At 60.3% G+C, this 23,180-nt stretch carries 20 protein-coding genes and 1 pseudogene; 15 read left to right on the top strand and 6 right to left on the bottom strand.

All coding sequences use genetic code 11. The annotated features are described in order from the left end of the window. Window positions 1-2 precede the first annotated feature (2 nt). Together AB4072_RS01140 and AB4072_RS01135 are read left to right on the top strand one after the other, a co-directional pair. Window positions 3-401, top strand: coding sequence for a hypothetical protein (locus AB4072_RS01140; protein WP_441965069.1), 399 nt, complete (start codon window positions 3-5; stop codon window positions 399-401). Between the two features lie 264 nt (window positions 402-665). Then, entirely contained in the window at window positions 666-1,193 is a 528-nt protein-coding gene (locus tag AB4072_RS01135; protein WP_441965068.1) for an antibiotic biosynthesis monooxygenase family protein, read from the top strand. 203 nt (window positions 1,194-1,396) lie between these two features. Here the strand turns inward: AB4072_RS01135 and abc-f are convergent, their stop codons facing one another. Then, window positions 1,397-3,274: a ribosomal protection-like ABC-F family protein gene (abc-f, locus tag AB4072_RS01130; RefSeq protein ID WP_441965067.1), complete on the bottom strand. Its 1,878-nt coding sequence runs from the start codon at window positions 3,272-3,274 to the stop codon at window positions 1,397-1,399. 126 nt (window positions 3,275-3,400) lie between these two features. Between abc-f and AB4072_RS01125 the strand changes: the two genes are divergently transcribed. Continuing rightward, entirely contained in the window at window positions 3,401-4,765 is a 1,365-nt protein-coding gene (locus AB4072_RS01125) for a nucleotide sugar dehydrogenase (protein ID WP_441965066.1), read from the top strand. 117 nt (window positions 4,766-4,882) lie between these two features. Beyond that, window positions 4,883-5,566 (top strand): Crp/Fnr family transcriptional regulator, encoded by a 684-nt coding sequence (locus tag AB4072_RS01120; RefSeq protein ID WP_441965065.1) that lies wholly within the window; start codon window positions 4,883-4,885, stop codon window positions 5,564-5,566. A 117-nt stretch (window positions 5,567-5,683) separates the two neighbouring features. Here the strand turns inward: AB4072_RS01120 and AB4072_RS01115 are convergent, their stop codons facing one another. The 3 genes and pseudogenes from AB4072_RS01115 to AB4072_RS01105 all read right to left on the bottom strand — a co-directional run bounded on the left by AB4072_RS01115 (window position 5,684) and on the right by AB4072_RS01105 (window position 7,227). Then, a complete protein-coding gene (locus AB4072_RS01115) occupies window positions 5,684-6,214 on the bottom strand; it encodes a dihydrofolate reductase family protein (RefSeq protein WP_441965704.1) in 531 nt (176 codons plus the stop codon). Window positions 6,215-6,307: 93 nt separating this feature from the next. After that, window positions 6,308-6,479 (bottom strand): annotated as a pseudogene (locus AB4072_RS01110) (IS630 family transposase); the annotation flags it as partial. Window positions 6,480-6,561: 82 nt separating this feature from the next. After that, window positions 6,562-7,227: a TetR/AcrR family transcriptional regulator gene (locus AB4072_RS01105; protein ID WP_441965064.1), complete on the bottom strand. Its 666-nt coding sequence runs from the start codon at window positions 7,225-7,227 to the stop codon at window positions 6,562-6,564. A gap of 141 nt (window positions 7,228-7,368) precedes the next feature. On the opposite strand from AB4072_RS01105, the gene AB4072_RS01100 reads away from it, so the two are divergent. The 9 genes from AB4072_RS01100 to AB4072_RS01060 all read left to right on the top strand — a co-directional run bounded on the left by AB4072_RS01100 (window position 7,369) and on the right by AB4072_RS01060 (window position 17,849). Beyond that, window positions 7,369-8,586 carry an HlyD family secretion protein gene (locus AB4072_RS01100; RefSeq protein ID WP_441965063.1) on the top strand — a complete coding sequence of 406 codons (1,218 nt, stop codon included), beginning with the start codon at window positions 7,369-7,371 and terminating at the stop codon, window positions 8,584-8,586. Between the two features lie 6 nt (window positions 8,587-8,592). Then, the gene (locus tag AB4072_RS01095; protein WP_441965062.1) at window positions 8,593-10,191 is read left to right on the top strand and encodes a DHA2 family efflux MFS transporter permease subunit; all 1,599 of its coding nucleotides are present in this window, start codon (window positions 8,593-8,595) and stop codon (window positions 10,189-10,191) included. A gap of 344 nt (window positions 10,192-10,535) precedes the next feature. Next, window positions 10,536-11,567 (top strand): LysR substrate-binding domain-containing protein, encoded by a 1,032-nt coding sequence (locus tag AB4072_RS01090; protein ID WP_441965061.1) that lies wholly within the window; start codon window positions 10,536-10,538, stop codon window positions 11,565-11,567. Window positions 11,568-11,786: 219 nt separating this feature from the next. Beyond that, window positions 11,787-13,016 (top strand): hypothetical protein, encoded by a 1,230-nt coding sequence (locus AB4072_RS01085; protein WP_441965060.1) that lies wholly within the window; start codon window positions 11,787-11,789, stop codon window positions 13,014-13,016. Beyond that, window positions 13,013-13,597, top strand: coding sequence for a protein-S-isoprenylcysteine O-methyltransferase (locus AB4072_RS01080; RefSeq protein WP_441965059.1), 585 nt, complete (start codon window positions 13,013-13,015; stop codon window positions 13,595-13,597). Before AB4072_RS01085 ends, AB4072_RS01080 begins: the two co-directional genes overlap by 4 nt. Window positions 13,598-14,061: 464 nt before the next feature. After that, window positions 14,062-14,730: a hypothetical protein gene (locus AB4072_RS01075; RefSeq protein WP_441965058.1), complete on the top strand. Its 669-nt coding sequence runs from the start codon at window positions 14,062-14,064 to the stop codon at window positions 14,728-14,730. A gap of 247 nt (window positions 14,731-14,977) precedes the next feature. After that, window positions 14,978-16,144 (top strand): ABC transporter ATP-binding protein, encoded by a 1,167-nt coding sequence (locus tag AB4072_RS01070; RefSeq protein ID WP_441965057.1) that lies wholly within the window; start codon window positions 14,978-14,980, stop codon window positions 16,142-16,144. Between the two features lie 2 nt (window positions 16,145-16,146). Continuing rightward, the gene (locus AB4072_RS01065; protein ID WP_441965056.1) at window positions 16,147-17,049 is read left to right on the top strand and encodes an ABC transporter permease; all 903 of its coding nucleotides are present in this window, start codon (window positions 16,147-16,149) and stop codon (window positions 17,047-17,049) included. Further along, window positions 17,046-17,849, top strand: coding sequence for an ABC transporter permease (locus AB4072_RS01060; protein WP_441965055.1), 804 nt, complete (start codon window positions 17,046-17,048; stop codon window positions 17,847-17,849). Before AB4072_RS01065 ends, AB4072_RS01060 begins: the two co-directional genes overlap by 4 nt. Here the strand turns inward: AB4072_RS01060 and AB4072_RS01055 are convergent. Next, the gene (locus AB4072_RS01055; RefSeq protein ID WP_441965054.1) at window positions 17,843-19,657 is read right to left on the bottom strand and encodes an AsmA family protein; all 1,815 of its coding nucleotides are present in this window, start codon (window positions 19,655-19,657) and stop codon (window positions 17,843-17,845) included. The two genes, AB4072_RS01060 and AB4072_RS01055, sit on opposite strands and share 7 nt — an antisense overlap. A gap of 201 nt (window positions 19,658-19,858) precedes the next feature. On the opposite strand from AB4072_RS01055, the gene AB4072_RS01050 reads away from it, so the two are divergent. Both AB4072_RS01050 and AB4072_RS01045 read left to right on the top strand, forming a co-directional pair. After that, window positions 19,859-20,566: a CoA transferase subunit A gene (locus AB4072_RS01050; protein ID WP_441965053.1), complete on the top strand. Its 708-nt coding sequence runs from the start codon at window positions 19,859-19,861 to the stop codon at window positions 20,564-20,566. A 14-nt stretch (window positions 20,567-20,580) separates the two neighbouring features. Continuing rightward, window positions 20,581-21,243 (top strand): CoA transferase subunit B, encoded by a 663-nt coding sequence (locus AB4072_RS01045; RefSeq protein WP_441965052.1) that lies wholly within the window; start codon window positions 20,581-20,583, stop codon window positions 21,241-21,243. A gap of 86 nt (window positions 21,244-21,329) precedes the next feature. On the opposite strand, the gene AB4072_RS01040 is transcribed toward AB4072_RS01045, so the two are convergent. Then, a complete protein-coding gene (locus AB4072_RS01040; protein ID WP_441965051.1) occupies window positions 21,330-23,057 on the bottom strand; it encodes an ABC transporter permease in 1,728 nt (575 codons plus the stop codon). Between the last annotated feature and the right edge of the window lie 123 nt (window positions 23,058-23,180).

Genomic DNA, 23,180 nt, shown 5'->3' with positions numbered 1-23,180 from the left:
GAATGCGCGCAAGTCTTGCGTCGGTCTTGGTTGTGACGACCATTGGGCTTGCTGCCTGCAACGGCCAGAGCTCGCCGGTGGTCTCGGCCCCAGTGATCCCAGCCCCAGTGAACTCAGCCCCTGCCGCGCAAGCGCCGGTCTCTGTGGCCAGTACGCCGGATTACGGTCCTGTGCTCGGTCCCGATGGGCAATGCACAGGCAACGTCCCTGTCACTGCCGCCACCATCGCGCCTGGAATGGCAGAATGCGATCTCGTGCGCCTGAAGGGTAAGCCGGCAACCGATGTGCTGGTTGGCGAGAGTGGCAAAGGCCAGCGCGAAGTGCAGGTTCTCTATGCCGAGCCCGGCGGGCGCGAACTCTACTTCTTCGTCAACAACCGGCTCGACCGAATCGTGAAGTAGAAATTCAGGGCCTGTCCTTCGCAAGCACGGCCCGATATTTTCCATAACCTCAAAAATGACGCCCGTAACGCAAGAAAGCGCTACGGAAGGGCTGTCTTTTAACTTAGTTTCCGTTAGCGTCAGTGTGGCGGTCGTCACAGTCGCTTAAACTTCAAACTGCACGGATAGTGTTGAGTATCTGGGATCCGATCAATCAGCAGGTGCTGGCAGATCGATGCCCCAAGTCTAACAATCGAGATCATCAATAAAGTAAGGGGAACAGCTTTGAACGCTTCTCTGAACATCGTACGCGGGCTTCGAACGGCCTGTATTTCCCTGGCGTTCCTGGCATTCAGCCAGCAATTGACCTTGACGTCGGCCCGCGCGCAGGAAGCGCCCGTTCGCCCGGCGTCGCAGGCGACCGCCGGCGAAGAGCAAACCTCCATGAGGGTCGTTCTGGTCGAGTGGCGGATCAAGAAGGGGCGCGAGCAGGAATTTCTTGATTACTGGTCCACCCGTGCCACCATCGCCGACCGTTCGGGGCTCATTGGCGAATTCCTCAGCCGCGTTGAAGATCGCAAGCAGTTTCCGTGGATGGTTTGGGGCCTTGATCACCGTTGGACCACGTATGTGAATGTCGGGTTCTGGCGCGACGGAGAGGATTTCCAAGAGCAGATCGGACGCTTCATCGACAACTCGAAGCCGCCGCAAGTCTTCGAGGCAACCAAGCGGCGTCGTGTTTTCGTGGCGCCCGAGCGCTGGCGGATCGGCGCTACTCCGTTCATGACGGCAGATCACCCGGACGTTCGCTGAACCTAAGGCATTAAGGCTGGAGCATGATCGCGTTTCGAGGAAACGCGATCATTTTTGCATGCAGAATGCAGCTCGCGCGGGAGAGACACGAAGAGCCCGTTTGGAAAGAGTTGAACGGCTTTCAGCACCGTCATTCCGGGGCGCCGCAGGCAAGCCCGGAATGACGATGAGGAGAGCGGCAGCACATCATTTCAAAACAGTTTCTAAGCGCCCGCCATTTCGATTTCGCTGCTCAGGTCCAACCATTCCTCTTCGACGCCTGCGAGCGTCTCGGCGGCTTCGGCGCGCATCTTCGCCAATTCGGTTGCCTTAGCCGGATCCTTTTGGAACGCGCTTCCGTCCGCGAGCGCTTGATCGATCTTGCCGATCACCTCGGTCAATTTCGCCATCCGCGCCTCGAGCGCATCCAGCTTCTTGCGCAGAGGCGCGAGCGCCACGCGCTTCTCGGCGGCTGCGCGGCGCTCATCGACGCGCGATGCGCTCGGGGCCTGCGGCTTGTCCGAGCGCTTTTGCGGCTCGAGATCGCCGGAGAGCACCAATTGGCGATAATCGTCCATGTCGCCATCGAAGGGCTTCACGGTGCCCCCGCCCACGAGCCAGAGACGATCCGCGCAGGCCTCGATGAGGAAACGGTCGTGGCTCACGAGAACGACCGCGCCGTCATAGTCGTTGATGGCTTCCATCAGCGCCTGGCGGCTGTCGATGTCGAGATGGTTGGTCGGTTCGTCGAGAATGAGAAGATGAGGACCGTGGAAGGCCGCAAGGCCCATCAGAAGGCGCGCCTTCTCGCCCCCGGAGAGGGACGAGACCGGCGTGTCGGCCTTTCCCGCTCCGAAGCCGAGCTGCGCCGTGCGGGCGCGCGCCTTCGCGACGGGCGCATCCGGCATCAATGCCGCCACGTGATCGTAGGCGGTCGCCTTCGGGTTCAACTCGTCGAGCTGGTGCTGGGCGAAATAGGCCACATCCATTTTGGTCGGGAACCGGATGTCGCCCTTCATCGGGGCCAGCCGCCCGCCGATGAGCTTACAGAAGGTCGATTTGCCGTTGCCGTTGGATCCCAGAAGGGCGATGCGATCGTCCGGTGCAATCGAGAGATTGAGACGGTCGAGGATCGTGCGGCCGTCATAGCCGACGGCGGCGCTCTCCACCGTAATCAGCGGCGGCGCGAGAACGCGCTGTGGGCTAGGGAGGTCGAAGGGAATGGCCTCGTCTTCCACAAGCGCCGCGATGGGTTCCAGCTTCGCCAGCCGCTTGACGCGCGATTGCGCCTGCCGCGCCTTCGAGGCCTTCGCCTTGAAGCGGTCCACGAAGGCTTGCAGATGCTTGCGCTCGGCCTCCTGCTTCACTCGCGCCTTGGCGGTCAGCTCGCGCTTTTCCGCCAATTGCCGCGCAAACGAGGTGTAGCCGCCGCGATAGATCGCCAGCTGCCCCCGATCCAGATGGAGAATATGGTTCACGCAGGTGTCGAGCAGATCCCGGTCGTGGCTGATGATCAGAACCGTGTGCGGATAGCGGGCCAGATAATCGTAGAGCCAGAGCGTGCCTTCGAGATCGAGATAGTTGGTCGGCTCGTCGAGAAGCAGCAGATCAGGCTCTGTAAAGAGGACAGCCGCCAGCGCGACGCGCATGCGCCAGCCACCGGAAAAGTCCGAGCAGGGCCGATTCTGCGCTTCCGCGTCGAAGCCGAGGCCATGCAGGATCGCGGCGGCGCGAGCGGGCGCGGAATGGGCGCCGATATCGGTCAGGCGGGTTTCGATTTCCGCGCGGCGAAATCCATCTGCGGTTTCGGCCTCCGCCATGAGCACTGTCCGCTCCTTGTCGGCAGCCAGCACCACTTCGAGCAAGGTTTCGGGGCCGCCCGGGGCCTCCTGCGACACACCGCCGACCTTCACGTTGCGTGGCATGGCGATGCTACCGCTCTCGGTCGGGACTTCGCCCTGAATGATGCGGAACAGGGTCGTCTTGCCCGCACCGTTTCGCCCGACGAGGCCCACCTTGCTGCCGGTCGGCAGGTTGAAGGAGGCGTGATCGAGGATGAGCCGGTCGCCGATGCGATAGGTCAGATCGTTCGCGTGAAGCATGATGACCGCCTTTTGGCGCGAGGAGCCGGCTCTGGCAAGGCACGATCATGCAAGGCGGCCAATCTTGACTGTGACCGGTAACGACCCCAGACACAGGGGACAGTTCGTCAGTCGGGAGTTCGGACAATGCGCGCGGATCGCTCAGGCCAAGCAGGCGCAACGACTTTCGACGTGACTGCACTTCTGGAGAAGTTTAAGGCCCGCCGCGCCAAACTCGGCATTATCGGCCTCGGCTATGTCGGTTTGCCGCTGGCGCTCACCGCCGCGCGGGCCGGTTTCGAGGTGCTCGGCTTCGACATCAACAAAAATTACGTCGAACAGATCGGCCGAGGGGAGAGCTACATCAAGCATATCGGTTCCGATCATGTGGCCGAGGCCGTGCGTAGCGGTCGCTTTTCCGCAACGGACGATTTCGAACGGCTCGACGAGCCGGATGCCATCCTCATCTGCGTCCCGACGCCGCTGACGAAACACCGGGAGCCGGATCTTTCCTATGTGGAGAAAACGGCTCAGGCCATCGCGCGGCGTCTGCGGACGGACCAGCTCGTGGTTCTTGAATCGACCACCTATCCCGGCACCACGGACGAGGTGCTCAAACCCATTTTCGAGGCGAAGGGGCTGAAAAGCGGCGAGGACTTCTTCCTGGCCTTCTCGCCGGAGCGCGAGGACCCAGGCAACCCCGATTTCGGCACCTCCAGCATTCCGAAGGTCGTCGGTGGCGATGGCCCCGAGGCGGTTGCGCTCGCGGATGCGCTCTACAGCCAACTCGTCGTGAGGACCGTGCCCGTCTCTTCGGCCGCGACGGCGGAGGCGGTGAAGCTCACCGAAAACATCTTCCGTGCTGTGAACATCGCCCTCGTGAACGAGTTGAAGGTGGTCTATGCGGCCATGGGCATCGACATCTGGGAGGTGATCGAGGCGGCCAAGACCAAGCCTTTCGGCTTCATGCCCTTCTATCCGGGGCCGGGGCTCGGCGGGCACTGCATCCCCATCGATCCGTTCTATCTCACCTGGAAGGCGCGTGAGTACGACATTACCACCCGGTTCATCGAACTGGCGGGGCAGATCAATACGCACATGCCGTATTATGTGGTCGACCGGCTGGCGGAGGCGGTCGACCGGAGTGGCAAGGCTTTCTCCGGCTCGAAAATCCTCATCCTCGGCGTCGCCTACAAGAAGAATGTGGACGACATGCGGGAAAGCCCGTCTCTGAAGCTCATAGAGCTGATCGAGGCGAGGGGAGCCTCGGTGGATTATCACGACCCCCATATCCCGGCTCTTCCGACGACGCGCAAGCACGCGCCGCTGGCAGGGCGACGCTCCGTAACTCTGGATGCGAAGACTTTAGCGGCCTACGATGCGGTTCTCATTGCAACCGATCATGACGCTATCAACTATAGAATGGTGGTCGATCACGCCAAACTTGTTGTAGACACTCGTAATGCCTGTGCCCGCGCTGGAATTACAGACGAGAAAATTCTGAAAGCCTAGATTTTCGGATAGGGTATTCATTTTTATCTTCCGTTACGTAAGCTTTGGAAGATGCCGGAGTTGAGCTTGACCTGAGCATTGGCTCGGTTCAACGATAGCAGCGTCAAGGGGGACTGAATGGCGCGGCTTGCGAGCGTTTTTCTCTTTAAGGATCTAAACATCGACCTGGCTCCGTTCGAGGCTCGATCCTCCTGGCGTCGGTTCGAGCCCGAGGAAATCCTTGTGGATTTCGATGACCCGTCGACGGATGTTTATTTTCTTCTCGCCGGTGATGTTCGTGTTCTCATGCGCACAGCTGCCGGAAAGGAAGTTATCCTTGATGAGATGAGGGCCGGTGAGCTTTTCGGTGAACTGGCCGCCATGGACGGCATCAAGCGCTCGGCCAACGTCACGGCATTGACGCGTGGCGAGGCCTGCGTGATGCCTTCATCCGTGTTCCGCGAACTCGTCTTTGCCAATCAGCCCGTGGCCGAGCGCCTGTTCTGCCTGCTGTCCTCGCGTATTCGCGAGTTGAACGAGCGTTTCGTGGAGCAGACTGTTCTCGACTTGCGCCATCGTCTCTACTCGGAGCTTCTGCGCCTCTCGATTCCGCGGGGAGCATCCGTCGAGCGGGTGGTGACGCCTCCACCGTTCCACCACATCCTCGCCGCCCGCATCGGCTGCCGCCGTGAGCAGGTGACGCGGGAATTCACGGTCATGGCTCAGGAGGGCCTGATCGAGCGGACGCGTGGCGCTCTCGTTTTGCGCCGCCCCGATCTTTTGCGCGAGCGTGTGTCCGAGGCGTTGCGCGAGGAGGGCTAGAAACCAGACGCGAGTTAGGCGTCGAGGTTTTTCAGCAGATCCGCGAGGTCTCCGGGAAATACGGTTTCTCGCGTTGTGGCGAGTTCATCTGCGCTCCACCAGCGGTGGTCCGCGCGATCAAGCAGGAACGTACGTCAACCTGATCACGTCCTCGTCAATGAGATCGCTGGCCACAAGGCGGAGCGGTGGCCGGGGGCCGGCGAAGAATGGCTTGCCGCGACCGAGCACGCCGGGGTGGAGGTAGAGGCGATACTCATCAATAAGACCAAGGTCGGTTAGACTTCGTGCCAAGTCTGGTCCGCCAACTTGAATCTCCCCAACGAGCTGAGCCTTGAGCCCGCGTATCGCCGCCTCGATGTCATTGTCGACAAGTGTGGCGTTGGGGCCGACTGACTTCAAAGAGCGCGACACGACCCACTTCGGTTGGCTCCGCCATGCAGCCGCGAAGTCGCGCCGCGCCGCGTCCCACTCGGGATGATCCTCATCCCAATAACGCATGACCTCGTACAAGCGGCGACCGTACACGCTACCCACCTGGTTGCGCGCCTGGTCGATAAAGTGATTGAAAAGCGTTGGGCTTGGCGCAAACGCCATGTGGTCGACATAGCCGTCCAAGGACTGGTTCATTCCAAAGACGAGCTTCGCCATCATGCAAATTCTCCGCCCCAGCTCTTTTAGAATAGCTTGAATCGACGGTGCGTAGAAGTGTGGTTGGAACAACCTGCGCGCCGCTTTGTCGGTGCGGCCAATAACCAGAGGTCTGCTTCTACCGGTCCCCGGGGTGCGGTCGACCGCCTGGATCTGGCTCTTCTCGTCGACCGCCAGCTCGATGGCATGGGCCGGCGGATCGATAGAGCCCAACCACGTCTCTGAGCTTGTCGACGAACTTGGGATCTTTGGAGAGCTTGAAAGCGATCCCTCTATCCATGCGCCTGACTCGCACGCGCTCGCGCCAAAGGGAATCCCATGCGGACTCTTATGTTAGATGGGATCCATTAGCGCGGGGCCGCGTTCGGGCCATAGGCCGCGAAGAACACGCGGATCGCGCTTTCCACTGTCTTGTGGATTTCCTCTTCTGTCGGACGGTCGCCTACCGCGAAGAGCAAGCGATGCATGACGCCGGATTTGCACAAATCGAGAAACTGCTGCGCGGCGACGGGGGTATCGGAAATCGTCAGACGTCCTGCTTGAACCTGGCGGTCGAGATAGGCTCCGAGGCGCTCGATGCCGCGACACGGACCCGCTTCGTAGAAGATCTGGCCGATGCGAGGGAACTTCTCGGCCGCGCCGATCACCATGCGAACGGAGGAGATGTGCTCCGGCCGGCCCATGTGAACGAGATAGCTATGTCCGAGCCGCGTTAAAACGCCGCGGACATCCGGATCATCCGCATCGAGCTTGAACAGGACTTCTGCGAGGCCGCGCTTTTCTTCCGTCGTCAGTGCCTCGAAAAGGGCTTCCTTGCTGTCGAAATAGACGTAGAGCGTGCCCTTGGAGACACCGGCGGTCTTGGCGATTTCGCCCATGCTGGCGCCGTCGAACCCGCGTGCGAGAAAGACTTCCCTCGCGCCATCCAGAATCTGGCGGCGCTTCGCTTTTTCAAGGCTGCCGTCCGCAGGCGTGGGAGGCGGTTGGGAATGAGTATCCTGCATCTCAGACATGTGCGGTTTATCACATAAAGGCTATTGACCGAACCGTTCAGTCAAATCATATGGGCTTTGTATTTCTTTTCTGCCAGACCCTTGACCTAGTTTGACCGAACCGTTCGGTCAAGAGAGTTTCGCAGCCTCGAGGACATAGCAATGGCTTATCGGGAAGAATTCGCAAAAGCTGACAGGAGCGAGGCCGCTCAAGAGGGCAGGCTCCCGGAGGGCAAAGCGCCGGAAACGCCGGTGGCAGCTCCCCTGCAGGCGAAAGCCCCCTCTACTGGCGTATCACCTGTCGAGAAACCCAAGCGCAAGCTCGGCAAAAAGCCAGTGATTCTGGCGGTTCTCGGCGTGGCCCTGGCATTCGGAGCGTATGAGGGCGTGCATTGGTGGACGACCGGGCGGTTCATGGTGAGTACGGACGACGCCTATGTTCAGGCGGACATCACGATCCTGTCCGCGAAGGTCTCCGGCTACGTGGCGTCGCTCGCTGTGGTCAGCAACCAGAGTGTCAAAGCGGGTGATCTGATCGCGAAGATCGATGACGGCGATTACCGCCTCGCGCTTCAAGCGGCCAAGGACAAGCTTGCGACGCAGGGCAGCGCGATTACGCGCATCGGCCGTCAGATTGAAGCTGGCAAAGCGTCTATCGTACAGGCTGACGCGCAGGTCGCAGCCGCCAAGGCGGAGGCCGAGCGGGCCGAGGGCGATTATGCCCGTCAGCTTCAACTGTCCCAGTCCAACTATGCCAGCAAGGCGACGCTCGATGCGGCCAAGGCCGGACGGGATCGCGCCGATGCGAATGTGAAGAGCGCCGAGGCCGCCTTCACCGCCGCACAGGCCAATGTGGACGTGCTTGCGGCGCAGCAGGTCGAGGCACAGCGTGTGGCCGCCGAACTCCAGACGGCAGCCGACAAGGCGCAGCGGGATCTTTCGTTCACCGAAATCCGCGCACCGGTCGACGGCGTCATCGGCAACAAAGCCGTCGAGGTCGGAACCTATGTGCAGCCGGGAACCCGCCTCGCAGCGCTGGTTCCTCTGACGAGCGTTCACGTGGACGCGAATTTCAAGGAAACGCAACTTGCATCAGTGAAGCCGGGCCTGAAGGTCCATATCGCGGTCGATGCCTTCCCGGATCATGACGTCATTGGAACCGTCGAGAGCGTATCGCCGGCCTCCGGCGCTGTGTTCAGTCTGCTGCCACCCGAAAACGCGACCGGCAACTTCACCAAGATCGTGCAGCGCGTCCCCGTGCGTGTGAGCGTCAACCCGGATGTTGCCAAGCAGGGCTTATTGCGCCCGGGTCTTTCCGTCGTGGTGAATGTCGATACGCGGGAGAAGGCTCCCGCGAAGACCGCGAGCATCAAAGAGTAAGCGATCATGGCCGGTTCAGCCGCCATTGCTGGCAAGCCGTCAGCACCTGCTCCGATCGCGAAGTCCGCGCCGCTCGACCGGCGTCGGACTTTCGCGTTCTTCTGCATGGTGTTCGGCATGTTCATGGCGATCCTGGACATCCAGATCGTCTCGGCGTCGCTTGCCGAAATCCAGGCCGGTCTGTCGGCTTCTGCCGATGAAATCTCGTGGGTGCAGACGAGCTACCTGATCGCCGAAGTGATCATGATCCCGCTCTCCGGCACGCTCTCGCGGGTGCTGTCCACACGCTGGATGTTCGTCATCTCGGCGGGCGGCTTCACGCTCATGAGCTTCATGTGCGCGACTTCGACCACCATCGAGCAGATGATCGTCTGGCGCGCGTTGCAGGGCTTCATCGGCGGCGGCATGATCCCGACCGTCTTCGCCTCGGCCTTCACGATTTTCCCACCCGAGAAACGGCCGATCATTTCGCCCATCATCGGCCTCGTCGCGACGCTTGCTCCGACCGTCGGCCCGACCATCGGCGGCTATCTGACGGATCTTTTCTCCTGGCACTGGCTCTTCCTCGTGAACATCGTGCCGGGAATCTTCGTGACCGTGTCGACCTATCTTCTGGTCGATTTCGACGAGCCGCAATTCGATCTTTTCAAGACGTTCGATTGGCTGGGCCTCGGCTTGATGGCGGCGTTCCTCGGCTCGCTCGAATATGTGCTGGAAGAGGGCGCCAACAATGACTGGTTCCAGGATGAACTGGTCGCGATCCTCGCCGTCGTCTGTCTCGTCTCGGCCATAGGCTTCTTTTTCCGCGTCTTCTCCGCGCGTCACCCGATCGTGGACCTGAAAGCTTTCAGCGACCGAAATTTCGCGGTCGGCTGTGCCTTCAGCTTCGTCATGGGTATCGGTCTCTATGGCCTGACCTATATCTACCCGCTCTATCTCGGCCGGGTGCGGGGCTATTCCTCGCTGCAGATCGGCGAGACCATGTTCGTCACCGGTGTCTGCATGTTCCTGATGGCGCCTGTCGCGGGAAGGCTCTCCCGGACGCTCGATCCGCGCATCATGATGGGCATCGGCTTCACGAGTTTCGCCGTAGGCACCTGGCTTGCCTCCGAGATCACCAAGGATTGGGATTTCAACGAGCTTCTGTGGCCGCAGATCCTGCGCGGCGCCGGGCTGATGATCTGTATGGTGCCGATCAACAACATCGCGTTGGGCACGTTAACGCCGGACCGGCTGAAGAACGCCTCGGGTCTTTATAACCTGACGCGAAATCTCGGCGGCGCGGTCGGGCTCGCGCTCATCAACACCATCCTCAACAACCGCTGGGATCTGCATTTGCAGCGGTTGCGCGAGAACGTCCAATGGGGGCGCTCAACCGCCGTCGAGACTCTGAACAACATGACCATGAGCTTCCAAAGTCTCGGCTCCGATGCGAACAACGCCGCGATTCGCACCATGTCGAACATGGTGCGAAAGCAGGCTCTGGTGATGTCGTTCGGCGATATCTTCCTCGTGCTCTCGGTTCTCTTCATCGGCCTGACGCTCGCGCTACCCTTCGTCCGCAAGCCGCGCGCCGCGCCGGCTGGAGGAGGGGGCGGGCATTAGCGGGTCTGCCGCCGGGGTACGATTGGCCACCTGACTTGCGGTTTTGGCTCCGTCTCTTGGGCTAGCGACGGCTCGACCATGCGCCGGATCTCATGATTCCAACCTCGCTCAAGGCCCATATCGCGCAACACGTGGTCGTTAAAATAAGCGACGTCTCGTAATGCGCCCCGACGGCTGCCGGTCACCGATTGTCGTAAAATTTTCCAAAGGGCATCAACGGCATAAGCGATTTTCATGACCAGCTTTCCTTGCGGTGTTCGCAGGGCCAAGCTAGGCTCTCGCAACGAGCGGTGGCGAATGGTCATTCCTCACGCTCGCATGAGCTAAATTCATGAGCTTCGCTTTTGGCTGAACGACCCTCCAATTTCCCCCCATTGCCGTGGCTGCGAACCTTCGAGGCGGTGGCGCGGCACTTGAGTTTCACGCAGGCCGCCGCCGAACTCTGTGTGACGCAGAGCGCGGTGAGCCATCAGGTGCGGCAGCTTGAAGGGCAAATGGGGTGCCGTCTGTTCCTGCGAAAAAATCCAGGAATCGCGCTGACCGAGGAGGGCAAACTTCTGCTCGCCGGAATTGCCGATGGCCTGGACCGTATGCGAATGGCTGTGCAGCGGGTTCGGGCGCGGGGGCAGGTCGGTGTCCTGACTGTTGCTGCTTCCACATCATTCGGAACCTGGTGGCTAGTGCCGCGTCTGGGGCGCTTCGCCTCTCGCCACCCGCAGATCGAGGTCAGAATCGCGGCCATGGATGAAGTGCCCGATTTCGCCCGCGACGGGGTCGACCTCGCCATCGTCGGTCAACCAGCGGATCTTACGGAACTCACCGCAACCAGCATGCCCCTGGTTCGCGAGGAAGTGTTTCCTGTCTGCTCGCCGACTCTGCTCGATGCCGATGGTGGGCTGAAGATCGAGGATCTCAGAAACCATCCGCTTTTGCACGAGACGGGTAATCTCCATGCCAATCTCTCTCCGGTGCGTCCGGAGCTCGATTGGAACACGTGGTTGCCGCATCTCGGGCTGGCCGATGCGGAGATGATGCACGGACCTCGGTTCAGCCATTTCGGCCTTGCTCTTCGAGCGGCCATCGAGGGGGCCGGCTTCGTGCTTGGTCGCTCACCGATGATCGACGCGGAGCTCGCAGCCGGCCGCCTCGTGCGTCCATTCGGCGACGTGAAGATGTTGGCTACGAAAAGCTATGTGGCCATTTGGCCCGAGGCGCTGGCGAACGATCCGCGTGTGGTCGCCATGCGTGAATTCCTTCTGGATGAATCCTGCGGCTGCGAATTGTCTGCCGGACCATGCGGGATACCGCCATCCGAACGCGATCTGATGGAGCGCGACCGGAAATCTGCGGCGGCTCGACCAGACGTTTTGCGTTGAGACACCGATAGTCCCTCTGGCAAGCCGGTAAATTCCTACCATTGGTTGAGATAATGTTTCGATTATTCCTCAGGCGTGCGGCTTGCCTGAGAGGCCGCTCACTGCGACACATGTCGGACAATGCGCAATGGTGCCGATTCGACGGGCTCTTGCCGGCTGAAGGTGAAGCGCCACCATAAAGAAAACGATCATTGTCGGGGGACGGATCTTGGGGAAGGAATGACGGAGAGCATTGTCAAGAAGCGTCTCGTCTATCACCTGGGAGGCTACGATCCTGTTGTGCCACAGGTCGCGTACCGCCGTTTTGCGCGCGAACTTCAACGATTCGAAGCGACATGGTCCGTTGCCGCATCGATCTCGGAAGTGGTCGTTGAGAAGGATCTGGCCTCGTGGAGAGCGATCGCGTCAGGCCCCAATTGGCAAGTCGAGACCGATTTCCAACTGGTGCGATGGGACGATGTCATCGACGCGGGCATACAAAAAAGCATGTGGCAGCGATTGCCATGCGCCTTGCGGGCCTTTCTGGACTTTGCGACGGCGGGCGCGCTTTGGGGCTATTTGCGCAGCAACTGGCGTTATGCCGGGTTTTTCCTTTACCCGTTCGTTTTCCTCGCCTTCTTCGTCGCTCTCGCATGGGGCGTGGATGTTCTTGCAACGAAGGCGACCGATTCTCTGCTCTTTGGGATCTGTGCCGGTCTTTCGACATTCGCGCTCTTGATGCGGTGGCCCGCGAAGTGGCTCTTTCTCCCGCTCCTGTTCGATGATTGGATTTTCTCCCGCGATTATATTCGGCGGCCCAATGCCGTGCTCGATTCCCGGCTGGACCGCGTTGCTCGTGCTCTCGTCGCGAAGGCGAGGAACGGTCAGGCCGACGAAATTCTGGTCATCGGCCATAGTCTCGGGGCCGTCCTTGCCGTGGATCTCCTCGACCGGGCTTTGCGGCTCGACCCCGAATTCGGCACCCGCATCCCCGTCGCTTTTGCGTCCGTGGGTTCATCGCTTCTGAAAATCGGCCTGCACCGGGGAGCGACGCGCTTCCGTCATGCGGTGCAGCGCGTGGCGTCTGCGTCCCAAATCCTGTGGGTCGAGTACCAGGCGCTGACGGACGTGATGAACTTCTACAAAACGAATCCAGTCGCCGCCATGGGACTGGATGTGCCAGGACGTCCCATCGTGCGCATTGAGCGCATCAGAAGAATGATGCAGCCGGCACGCTACCGGCGTACGCGCCGAAATTTCTTCAAAGTGCATTGCCAGTTCGTCAGCGGCAACGATCAGCGGGCGGCCTATGACTATTTCATGCTGCTTTGCGGACCACTTTCCGTCGAACGGCAGGTCAGGTATGCGGATGGGGCCGTCTCCGCGATCGGCGCTGACGGAGGGCTCCCGGAGACGGTAACCGACGTCTCACTCAACGCGGCAAAGGCGGTGGAGAAGAGCTGCTCATGACGCCTACCATTGCCAAGACCGTCTTCGTTCTGCTCGCCGTCGGCTGGTATTTGATCCGCGTTCCGTTCGCGCGCAAATCACGCCGGACGTCCGTGGCCCGTAATGCGCGTGGAGCGCGGGAAACCTTGCTTCTATCCATTTCGTTCAGCGGCCTCGGCTTGGTGCCGTTTGTCTATGTCGCGACAGGATTTCCGAAGTTTGCGGCTTATTCCTTCAACCCCTTCCAAGCGTCTGTCGGAGTTGTCGTTGCGCTCGCGGCGCTCGCGATGTTCCGCCTGACGCACAAAGCGCTGGGGCGCAATTGGTCGGTGACCCTCGAAGTGCGTGAGAACCATAAGCTCGTGACCGAAGGCGTCTATCGGCGCGTCCGCCACCCGATGTACACGGCCTTCTGGCTTTGGGCCATTGCGCAGGCGCTTCTCTTGCCCAATCTCGTTGCAGGGCTCTCTGGTCTTATCGGATTCGGAACGCTCTATCTGTTCAGGGTCGCCGAGGAAGAGCGCCTCATGATCGAGACCTTTGGTGAGCCCTATCGAGCTTATATGACCCGAACCGGACGACTGATTCCGCGATTCCTCTAGAAATTTCTGAAACGGGCCTATTTAAAAACGAATAGCAGCATTGATAAGAGATATGACTGAACTTGTGTCAGATCTCTAATGTATTCGTTTGGCCTTTTTAAGTAAAATCATCTTTAATTGAGATATTTTAATTTTATACTAGTAGTAGCTTGGCTTTTATGATAGTTTAGCTTCGTTTATAGAGGGTATAAGCTATGAAGAAAACTTTTCTGGTTTCGCTTACAGCTCTTCTCGTCCTCTCTGCCGCAGCGTGCGCTGGTATTGGAAAAGGAAAGGCTCCGCCTCCTGCTCCACTTGCGCCAGTAATCACTAAGGGGTAACTCAAATTTGAAAGAGGGTCGGCCAAAAGCTGACCCTCTTGCTTTGTCGGCGTTTAATTCTACTTCTCGATGCTTCTCCTGTTGTTGTGCGGAACGGAATGCGGTTCGCATCCCAAGCGCACGTTAAAAACGTAGGAGCGAACGTTGCTGTATTTCGATAAGAACTTGACTGGAAGGCGCTTTTTTTCGATTTGGCCGGCGCTCGGGTTGGTCATCGCACTGGTTAGTCCGGCACTAAGCGCGCAAACATCCAATTCGCCTAACCGGATAGAGGCCGCCGCGTCTCAGAAGCCGAAGGGCAAGAAGGCGGTTCGCGCACCTGCGACGCAATACTTCATAGAATTTCGCTCACGGTATGCGTTGAGCTATGGCCACACCTTCGCGATGTTCGGCCAACTGAATCCGCGCGGTCAGATTCTCACGAGTGAAGTTGCCGGTCTGCACCCCGCGGGCAACAGCCCTGTCCCGTGGATGATCGGGCATTTTATCCCGGTTGTCTCGGAGACGGGTCCCAGCGACGGCGATCTCGAGGAAAAATATGTCTCGGCGCGTTACCGGATCGTGATGAGCGAGGCCGAATACGCAAGGCTCACGGCCTTTATCAAGAAGCTGCAGGCTAACTCGCCGCTTTGGAGCGCGGTTGCTTATAATTGCAACGCGTTCGTGGCTGACATCGCGAAGTTCATGGGGCTCCAAACGCCATCCTCGACGTTGCTCTACCCGCCGGATTTCATCAACAAATTGCGGGACTTGAACGGCGGGCGGGATCGCGCGGCGATGGCTGAGACAAACGAGGCCTCACCGCAAGATTGATCGGTGGTCATCGCCGGCAGCAATCCTGTGCTTCCGTAGCGGAATGCGTCAGCTTCGTGACAGGCCCGTTGTGACGAGGTGTTTTTAGCGCCGGTCACCATAAACCGTATCCTTTGGGAGACAGCTCCCAAATTTGCGCGGGAGGGCGATCCTCAATAGGGGATGACGCCGCGAAACTGTTGTTCTTGCGGCTCTCTCATTTTAGGTTGCGCGTCTTGGTCCCCTTGAGCCCGAAGCACCAACCGCATTGCCTCCTTCCCGTAAACCGTCCTCCGTCGGCGCCGTGCGCCGCACTTTCGCTCCCTGGTCCGATCCGAGCGCTAAGCCGCTCATCCGCTTCGAGAACGTGACGAAGCGGTTCGGCGACGCTGTGGCCGTGGAAAATCTTTCGCTCGATATCTTCGAGCGCGAGTTCTTCTGCCTGCTCGGTCCTTCCGGCTGTGGGAAGACGACCCTCATGCGGATGCTGGCGGGCTTCGAGGAGCCGAGCGAGGGGCGTATCACGCTCGCCGACCAGAGCCTTGCAGGCGTGCCGCCTTACCGGCGACCGGCGAACATGATGTTCCAGTCCTATGCGCTCTTCCCCCATATGAGCGTGGAGAAGAACATCGCTTTCGGGCTGAAGCAGGATGGTCTGCCGAAAGCCGAAGTCGCAGCCCGCGTCGAGGAAATGCTGCGTCTCGTGCAGTTGGAGCGGCTCGCCAAGCGTTATCCCGATCAATTGTCCGGGGGGCAGCGCCAACGCGTCGCGCTCGCACGTGCTCTTGCCAAGCGTCCCAAGGTGTTGCTGCTCGACGAGCCGCTCGGCGCGCTCGATAAGAAGCTGCGCGAGGAGACCCAGTTCGAGCTGATGGACATCCAGCACGAGGTCGGCATGACCTTCGTTGTCGTCACGCACGATCAGGAAGAGGCGATGACCATGGCGGACCGCATCGCGGTCATGGATCATGGGCGCATCGTCCAGGTGGCGACGCCGGGCGAGATCTACGAGCAGCCGAAGACCCGTTTCATCGCCGAGTTCGTGGGCGACGTGAACATCCTCGAAGGCAAGGTGATCGGCCAGGAGAACGGCCTGTGGCGCGTCGGAACCAATGCATCGGCGTCGCCCCTGACTATCGACGATCCGGATGAGGTGTTAAACGAGGGCCAAGCGGTCGCCATCGCGATCCGTCCCGAAAAGATGGTGATCCGCCGCGGCCCCCCGAGCCCCGATGCGCAGAATGTCCTGACCGGCGAAGTGTGGGATATCGGCTATCTGGGCGACTGGACCGTCTATCGGGTCAAGCTCGCCTCCGGTGAAATCCTGCGCGTCTCACGCGCCAATGCCTCGCGCTTCGTCGACAACCCCATCGATTGGGATGAGGAGGTTCATCTGACCTTCGTGCCCGATGCGGCGGTCATTCTGGCGGAATAGCCATGGCGCGCTCGCTCACGAAAAGGCTGATGTCGGCTGTGGTGCCGGCGGTGCCGTTCTTATGGCTCGCCGTCCTTTTTCTGTTGCCGTTCCTGATCGTCCTCAAGATCAGTCTCTCGGACCCTGTCGTCGCGCAGCCGCCCTACACGCCCGTGTTCGAATGGAGCGATGTCTGGGGATTTTTCCAGAAGCTCGATCTCGAAAATTTCGAGATGCTGGTCGAGGATGGTATTTATCTGGCGGCGACACTGTCATCCGTGCGGATCGCCGCCATTTCGACGGCACTGCTTCTTCTTGTCGGCTTTCCCATCGCCTACGCCATGGCGCGGGCTCCCGCGAAACATCATCCGCTCTTGATCGGTCTGATCATCCTGCCGTTCTGGACGAGCTTTCTCATCCGAATTTATGCCTGGGTCGCCATTCTGAAGCCGGAAGGGCTTCTCAATCAGGCGCTGATGGGCATCGGCCTGATCGACGACCCTCTGATCATCCTGAACACGGAATTCGCGGTCTATATCGGCATCGTCTATGCCTATCTGCCCTTCATGGTGCTACCACTCTATGCGTCGCTGGAGCGGATGGACAATACGCTGATCGAGGCGGCGCTCGATCTCGGTTGCCCGCCTTGGCGCGCGTTCTGGGCGATCACCGTGCCGCTCGCCATGCCCGGCGTCATTGCCGGTTCGCTTCTGTGCTTCATTCCGGCCGTCGGAGAGTTCGTGATCCCGGATCTGCTCGGCGGTTCCGAGACTTTGATGATCGGCCGTCAATTGTGGAGCGAGTTCTTCTCGAACCGCGATTGGCCGTTGGCCTCCGCCGTGGCGATCCTTCTGTTGATCATCCTCGTCGTGCCGATCGTGATCTACCGTGATGTCGAGGCGCGCCGGCTGGAGACGCAGCGATGAGAAACCGCCTCAGTCTCTTCAACGTCACATCGCTGGTGCTCGGCTTCGCCTTCCTTTATGTGCCGATCCTGCTGCTGGTCGTCTATTCCTTCAACGCGTCGCGCCTGGTGACCGTGTGGGGCGGGTTCTCGACGCAGTGGTATGGCGCGCTCTTCCGCAACGAAGCGTTGATGGATGCCGCCTGGGTAACAGTGCGGATCGCGCTTCTCTCCGCCTCCATGGCGACTGTGCTCGGCACGCTCGCGGCTCTTGCGCTGACCCGTTACGGGCGGTTTACGGGGCGCACCCTGTTTACCGGCATGGTCTACGCGCCGATGGTCATGCCGGAAGTCATCACCGGCCTGTCGCTGCTGTTGTTCTTCGTGGCGATCGGTCTCGACCGCGGCTTCTGGACGATCACGCTGGCCCATACGACGCTGACCATGTGCTTCGTGACGGTGGTTGTGCAGGCGCGGCTTTTGACCTTCGATCGCTCGTTGGAAGAAGCTGCGATGGATCTCGGCGCGCCACCGCTCAAGACCTTCTTCGCCGTCACGTTGCCGTTGATTTCTCCCGCGATTGTCGCGGGCTTCCTTCTGGCCTTCACCCTGTCGCTGGACGATCTCGTGATTGCGAGCTTCAATACGGGTCCAGGGGCCACGACCTTGCCCATCAGGATTTACAGTCAGGTCAGGCTCGGCCTGTCGCCGGAAGTGAACGCGGCTTCGACGATCCTCATCAGCATTGTGACTGTGGGGGTTACCATCGCCACGATTCTAAGCAAACGCTCTCTAATGGTTTCCGAACGCAACGCTCACTGAGCGTTGTCTGCCGGGGGTTCTTTAGTCGTTCGTTCCGGCCCGAAGAGCGGCTTTGCGGCGCCCGAGCGCTGGATCAGGGATTTCACGTCCGGCGTTATCATGACCGAATCCCAGCCGCCATCGAGATCGAATGCGATCAGCGGCGATGTGTTGGGATTGGGCGTTGCCGAGTCGACCAACGCTTTCAGATCCAAGGTGCGGTCCGCGATGGAAACTCGTCCCTGTAGCGCCGCGTGCACTTCGGGAGCGGTCAGACGGCCCTCCATGATCTCGCCGTTGCCGGAGGTGATGTTCAAACTGACCTGGGCGAGGTCGAACGCAGTGCGTCCGCCGCGCCAATCGAGCGAAGCGGCGAGGGGGCGCTTGTCGATCCTCTTCAACGCGTCATTGAGACCGATCCCGATCAGCTCTCCGCGTTTGACGGAAATGGTGGTCCGGCCGTGGCTCGCGCGGACGAGTTCAGACACGGTGCCCCCGGCCGCCTCGATCTGAATTTGTCCGAGCGCTTGGCCTGTGATCCAGCGCGGTTCACCGACGACGGAAAGAAATGAGGCAATATCGATCCGGTCGAAGCTGGCCTGCCCCTTGAGTTCGGGCTTGCCCTCGGTCTGACTGAGCGAAAGACGACCTTTAAGCGAGCCGTCGTAAAAACTTGCGCGCCCGAGAGAGGCCTCGATCTGGCCGGGCTTCACGAGAATGCTCGCAGCCATGTCTCCGAGAGTGAGAAGTCCGAGCCTCGCGGAAGTGGCGGACAGGCGAATATCCAGATCGCCCGCAGTCATGCGGGTTAGGTTCAACGCATCGTCATTCCAGGCGCCGGTGAGGGTCCGCGTCTGCGCGAAGGGTGCGAAAAAATCGGACAAATCAAGTTTGTCGGCCGCCAACGTGCCCGAGATGACCGGGCGTTCGCTGTCCAAGCGTACGGAGAGCGTGCCGTCGAGACGATCTCCTCCCAGAGCCACCGCGACCGAAGGCCACGAGAGGCGGCGCTTGTTGGCCGAAAATTCACCTGAGATAGAAAACGCACCCGTCAGCGGGCTCAAAGGCAGGCTGAGCCCGCTCCATCGAGCGAAATCCCGGACGGAACTGGCGGCGATAGACCCTTTTCCGGTCACGCGCGGGTCAGCTCCGACTTGCGCCTCGCCGGTGATGGCGACATTGCCGGAAAGTGACCGCAACTTCACGGCGAACGGGCTTGCCGCATCCGCAGCGAGGAGGGCGGGATTGAAGGAAACCTCACCGATTTCAATGTCTTCGCCGCGCCAGGCGATTGAGCCGGCGACGGCAAGTTCGTCGTCCTCACCGCGCCAATTGACCACGAGATTAACGCGATTCAATCCGGCGGTCGGAAAGTCGCTCCATTGCAGCGTGGAGCCGGTTACAATCAGTCGCCGGGCGTGCAGGGAGCGCTGCTTGCTCGCTTCGGATGCTGTCTTGCGAGCCCAGTCCAGCGACTTCATCTGCTCGAACGAGACCGTGATGCGGCTATCGCTGAGAGCGATCTCCGACAGTTCGATCCGCCCAAAAACCAGAGGAAGAACGCGCAACTCCCCTCGCAAATATCCACCATCCACCGTCGTTTTCCCGTCCGCGGAGACGAGGTCGACGTCCTCGAACTTCACCCGAGGCGTCGGCAGGAGTGCAAAAGTGCTGCGTCCATTGACCTTGAAGGAGAGGCCGTAATGACTCTCCAGGTGCTCCGTCAGCGCAGCCGAAAGCGCGCCGCTGGACAAAGTCCAGGGGAATGCCGCGGTTCCGAGAAGCGCGAGCGCGATCAGCGCGATAATGAGAAGGGCACGACGAGACATGAGCGAATGGATATGGACCGGTTGCCCCAACGTCGCAAGGAGGAGCGAGTAGAAGAAAAGCGAGCCCCGTTAGGGAATCCGGCGAGGCATGCAGGAACTTGCATATATCCATATGAAGGGATTGTCTAAAATGAGGCCACCATGCAGGGTGCCGCCCGATCGTATTTTTGACGATATACTGGAACATCTCCGGGAGGTTTTATGAATAAGGTTCAAGCCGATGCGCGCTCGGCGCTCGCTGGGCTCGTGAAGGACGGAATGACGATCATGGCGGGCGGTTTCGGCCTGTGCGGCATTCCCGAGGCGCTGATCGAGGCCATTCGTGATTCGGGGGCGAAGGATCTGACCTTCATTTCCAATAATGCCGGTGTGGACGGTATCGGCCTGGGACGGCTTCTGGAAACCCGACAGATCAAGAAGATGATCTCATCCTATGTGGGTGAAAACAAACTGTTCGCCCAGCAATATCTTTCCGGCGAGCTTGAACTCGAATTCAACCCGCAAGGCACGCTGGCCGAGCGCATTCGGGCCGGCGGCGCGGGAATTCCCGCCTTCTTCACCAAGACCGGCGTCGGCACCATCATTGCCGACGGCAAGGAAGTGCGCGAGTTCGATGGCGAGAAATACGTCATGGAGCGCGGCCTGTTTGCCGATATCGCTGTCGTTCACGCCTTCAAGGGCGATACGGAAGGCAATCTCGTCTATCGCAAGACGGCCCGCAATTTTAACCCGATGATGGCGAGTGCCGCAAAGATCACCATCGCGGAGGTGGAGCATCTGGTGCAGCCCGGCGAGATCGATCCGGATTGCATCCACACACCCGGTATTTTCGTGCAGCGAGTTGTGCATGTGCCGAACCCGGCCAAACACATCGAGCAGCGCACCACCCGCCCGCGGGCAGCGGCGTAAGGGAGGAGAGGACAATGGCTTGGACCCGTGAACAGATGGCTGCGCGTGCCGCCAAGGAATTGCGCGACGGCTTCTACGTCAATCTCGGTATCGGCATTCCGACGCTGGTCTCGAACTTCATTCCGGCGGGCATGAATGTGCAGCTGCAATCGGAAAACGGCATGCTCGGCATGGGCCCGTTCCCGTATGAAGGCGAAGAAGATGCCGACCTGATCAATGCCGGCAAGCAGACCATCACGCAGCTTCCGACGACGAGCTATTTCTCGTCCGCCGATTCCTTCGCGATGATCCGTGGCGGTCATATCGACCTGTCGATCCTCGGCGCCATGCAGGTGGACCAGAACGGCGATCTCGCCAACTGGATGATCCCCGGCAAGATGGTGAAGGGCATGGGCGGCGCCATGGACCTGGTGGCGGGCGTCAAGCGCGTCGTTGTCGTCATGGAGCACACGGCGAAGGACGAGCCGAAGCTGCTCAAGAAATGCAACCTGCCTTTGACGGGTGCCGCCGTCGTCGACATGGTGATCACCGATCTCGGCGTCTTCACCATCGACAAGAAAGGCCACGGCGGCATGACCCTGATTGAGCTTGCCGACGGCATTACGCTCGACGAGATCAAGGCCAAGACGGAAGCCGAATTCAAAGTCGCGCTCTCGTCCAAAGCCAACGCGGCCTGACGAGGCGATTGGATGTCTCTCTCAAGGGCCGTTCGCAGGAATGCGAAGGCCCTTGAGTTCTTATGGAAGACAGTCTGCGGCTCTTCTCAGCCCGACGCAGAATGAACGCTTGACGATGACGCCTTCGCTAACCGTCGCGCCTCGGCGCTCCGCACGAGCTGGATGACAGGCAAAAGCCCGACGAGAACGATCACGAGAGCGGCAAAGGAGCCGTCCTCGAAAGCCCCGCGCGATGCATTGCCATAGACCAGCGTCGCCAGCGTCTCCGTGTTGAGGGGGCGTAGCAGCAGGGTCGCCGACAGTTCCTTGATACAATCCACGAACACGAGGAGCGCCGCGCTCGCCAACGCCGGACGCAAGAGCGGTAATTGCACGTGCAGCACCAATTCTCGCGGCCGTGCGCCGAGAATGCGCCCGGCATCTTCGAGGTTCGACGATATACGCTCGAGGCCGGCCGACAGGGAGCCGGTGGCAATCGGCAGGAAGCGGATCGTGTAAGCGATCACGATGCCTGCGACGGAGCCGAGAAGAATCAGCCCGAGATGCTCACCGGTGAGGAACCGCCAGAAGGACCCGATCCAATTGTCGACGGTCACGAGTGGGGTGAGCAGACCAAGCGCGAGAACGGTGCCCGGCACCGCGTAGCCGACGCCGGTGATGCCTTGCGCCGTTCTGGTGAAGCGTGTTCTGGCGAGGCGCGAGGCTGTGACCACCACAATACCAAGGACGATTGCCGTTACTGTTGCGGTGACGGAGAGTCCCAGGGTCGTCAGAAGGTGGTCGAGAAAAGCGGAATCGATCTGGCTCGACAGATCGCGGCGCGAAACCTCTCGGAGCAAGAAGCCCAAGGGTAGTGCAAAGCCCATGATGACGGGGACGGTGCAGAATAGTGTCGCGGCCCAGCGACCGGCTGGGGGAAGATTCACCGGCTGCGTGACGCGCGGTCTGCGTGTCGAGAGCGAGTAGCGCCTGTCCCGTCGTCCGCGCCGTTCGAGCATGATCAGCAGGATCACGATGGCGAGCATGACGCAGGCGATTTGCGCTGCGCCGGCAAGATTGTTGCGGTTGAGCCAGGTCGTGAAAACGGAAACGGTGAGCGTGCGCACGCCAAGATATTCCGCAGCACCGATATCGTTCAGCGCCTCAAGAAGCGCAAGCGAGAGGCCGACCGCGAGCGCGGGGCGGGCGAGGGGAACGGCGATGACGCTGAAAAGTCGGAAACGGCCTGCGCCAAGCGTGCGCGCCACTTCGATCATGTTCGCTCCTTGCGTCAGAAACATCGTCCGCGCGGCGATGTAGACGTAAGGGTAGAGAACAAAGGACATGACGAGAATGCAGCCGTAGAGCGACCGGATTTCGGGAAACCAGTAGTCGGCGCGTGACTTCCATCCCATGAGGCCGCGCAGGCCCATCTGTAAGGGGCCTGCAGCGTCGAAGATTTCGACGTAGATATAAGCCGTAATGTAGGTCGGCACGGCGAGCGGCAACGGCAAAAGCCATGCCAACGCATCGCGGCCCGGGAAGCGATGCGCGGTGACGAGCCATGCAGTCCCGATGCCGATGGAACCGGCAAGAATGGCAACGCCCGCGAGAAGCAGGCTCGTGTCGAAAAGCGCCGACGGCAATACGTCCGACACAAGCCCAGGCAGTTGGGCGGGGTCGCCCCTCATGGCGATGCTCACCAGCGAGGCGAGAGGAGCCAGCACGATGCAAGCCACAAGAAAAACGACAGCCAGAGACCAGAGCGGCGCGCCGTTGCAGGCACGCCGAATGGCCGTGATGGACAAGCGTGATGGCAGGGCCAGTGTGCTCATTGGAAGGGGCGTTTCATCCGTTGCACCAATGTCCGATCCTGCCTCAGTTGCGGGTTAGAGCCCGTTTGGAAATAGTTTAGCGCCTTTCCACCGTCATTCCGGGGTGCCGCAGGCGAGCCCGGA

The organism is Microvirga sp. 2MCAF38, assembly GCF_052115485.1.
GTDB lineage: Bacteria > Pseudomonadota > Alphaproteobacteria > Rhizobiales > Beijerinckiaceae > Microvirga.
Note: the sequence above shows the minus strand (reverse complement) of the source record. Positions and strands in the feature narration are given on the sequence as shown.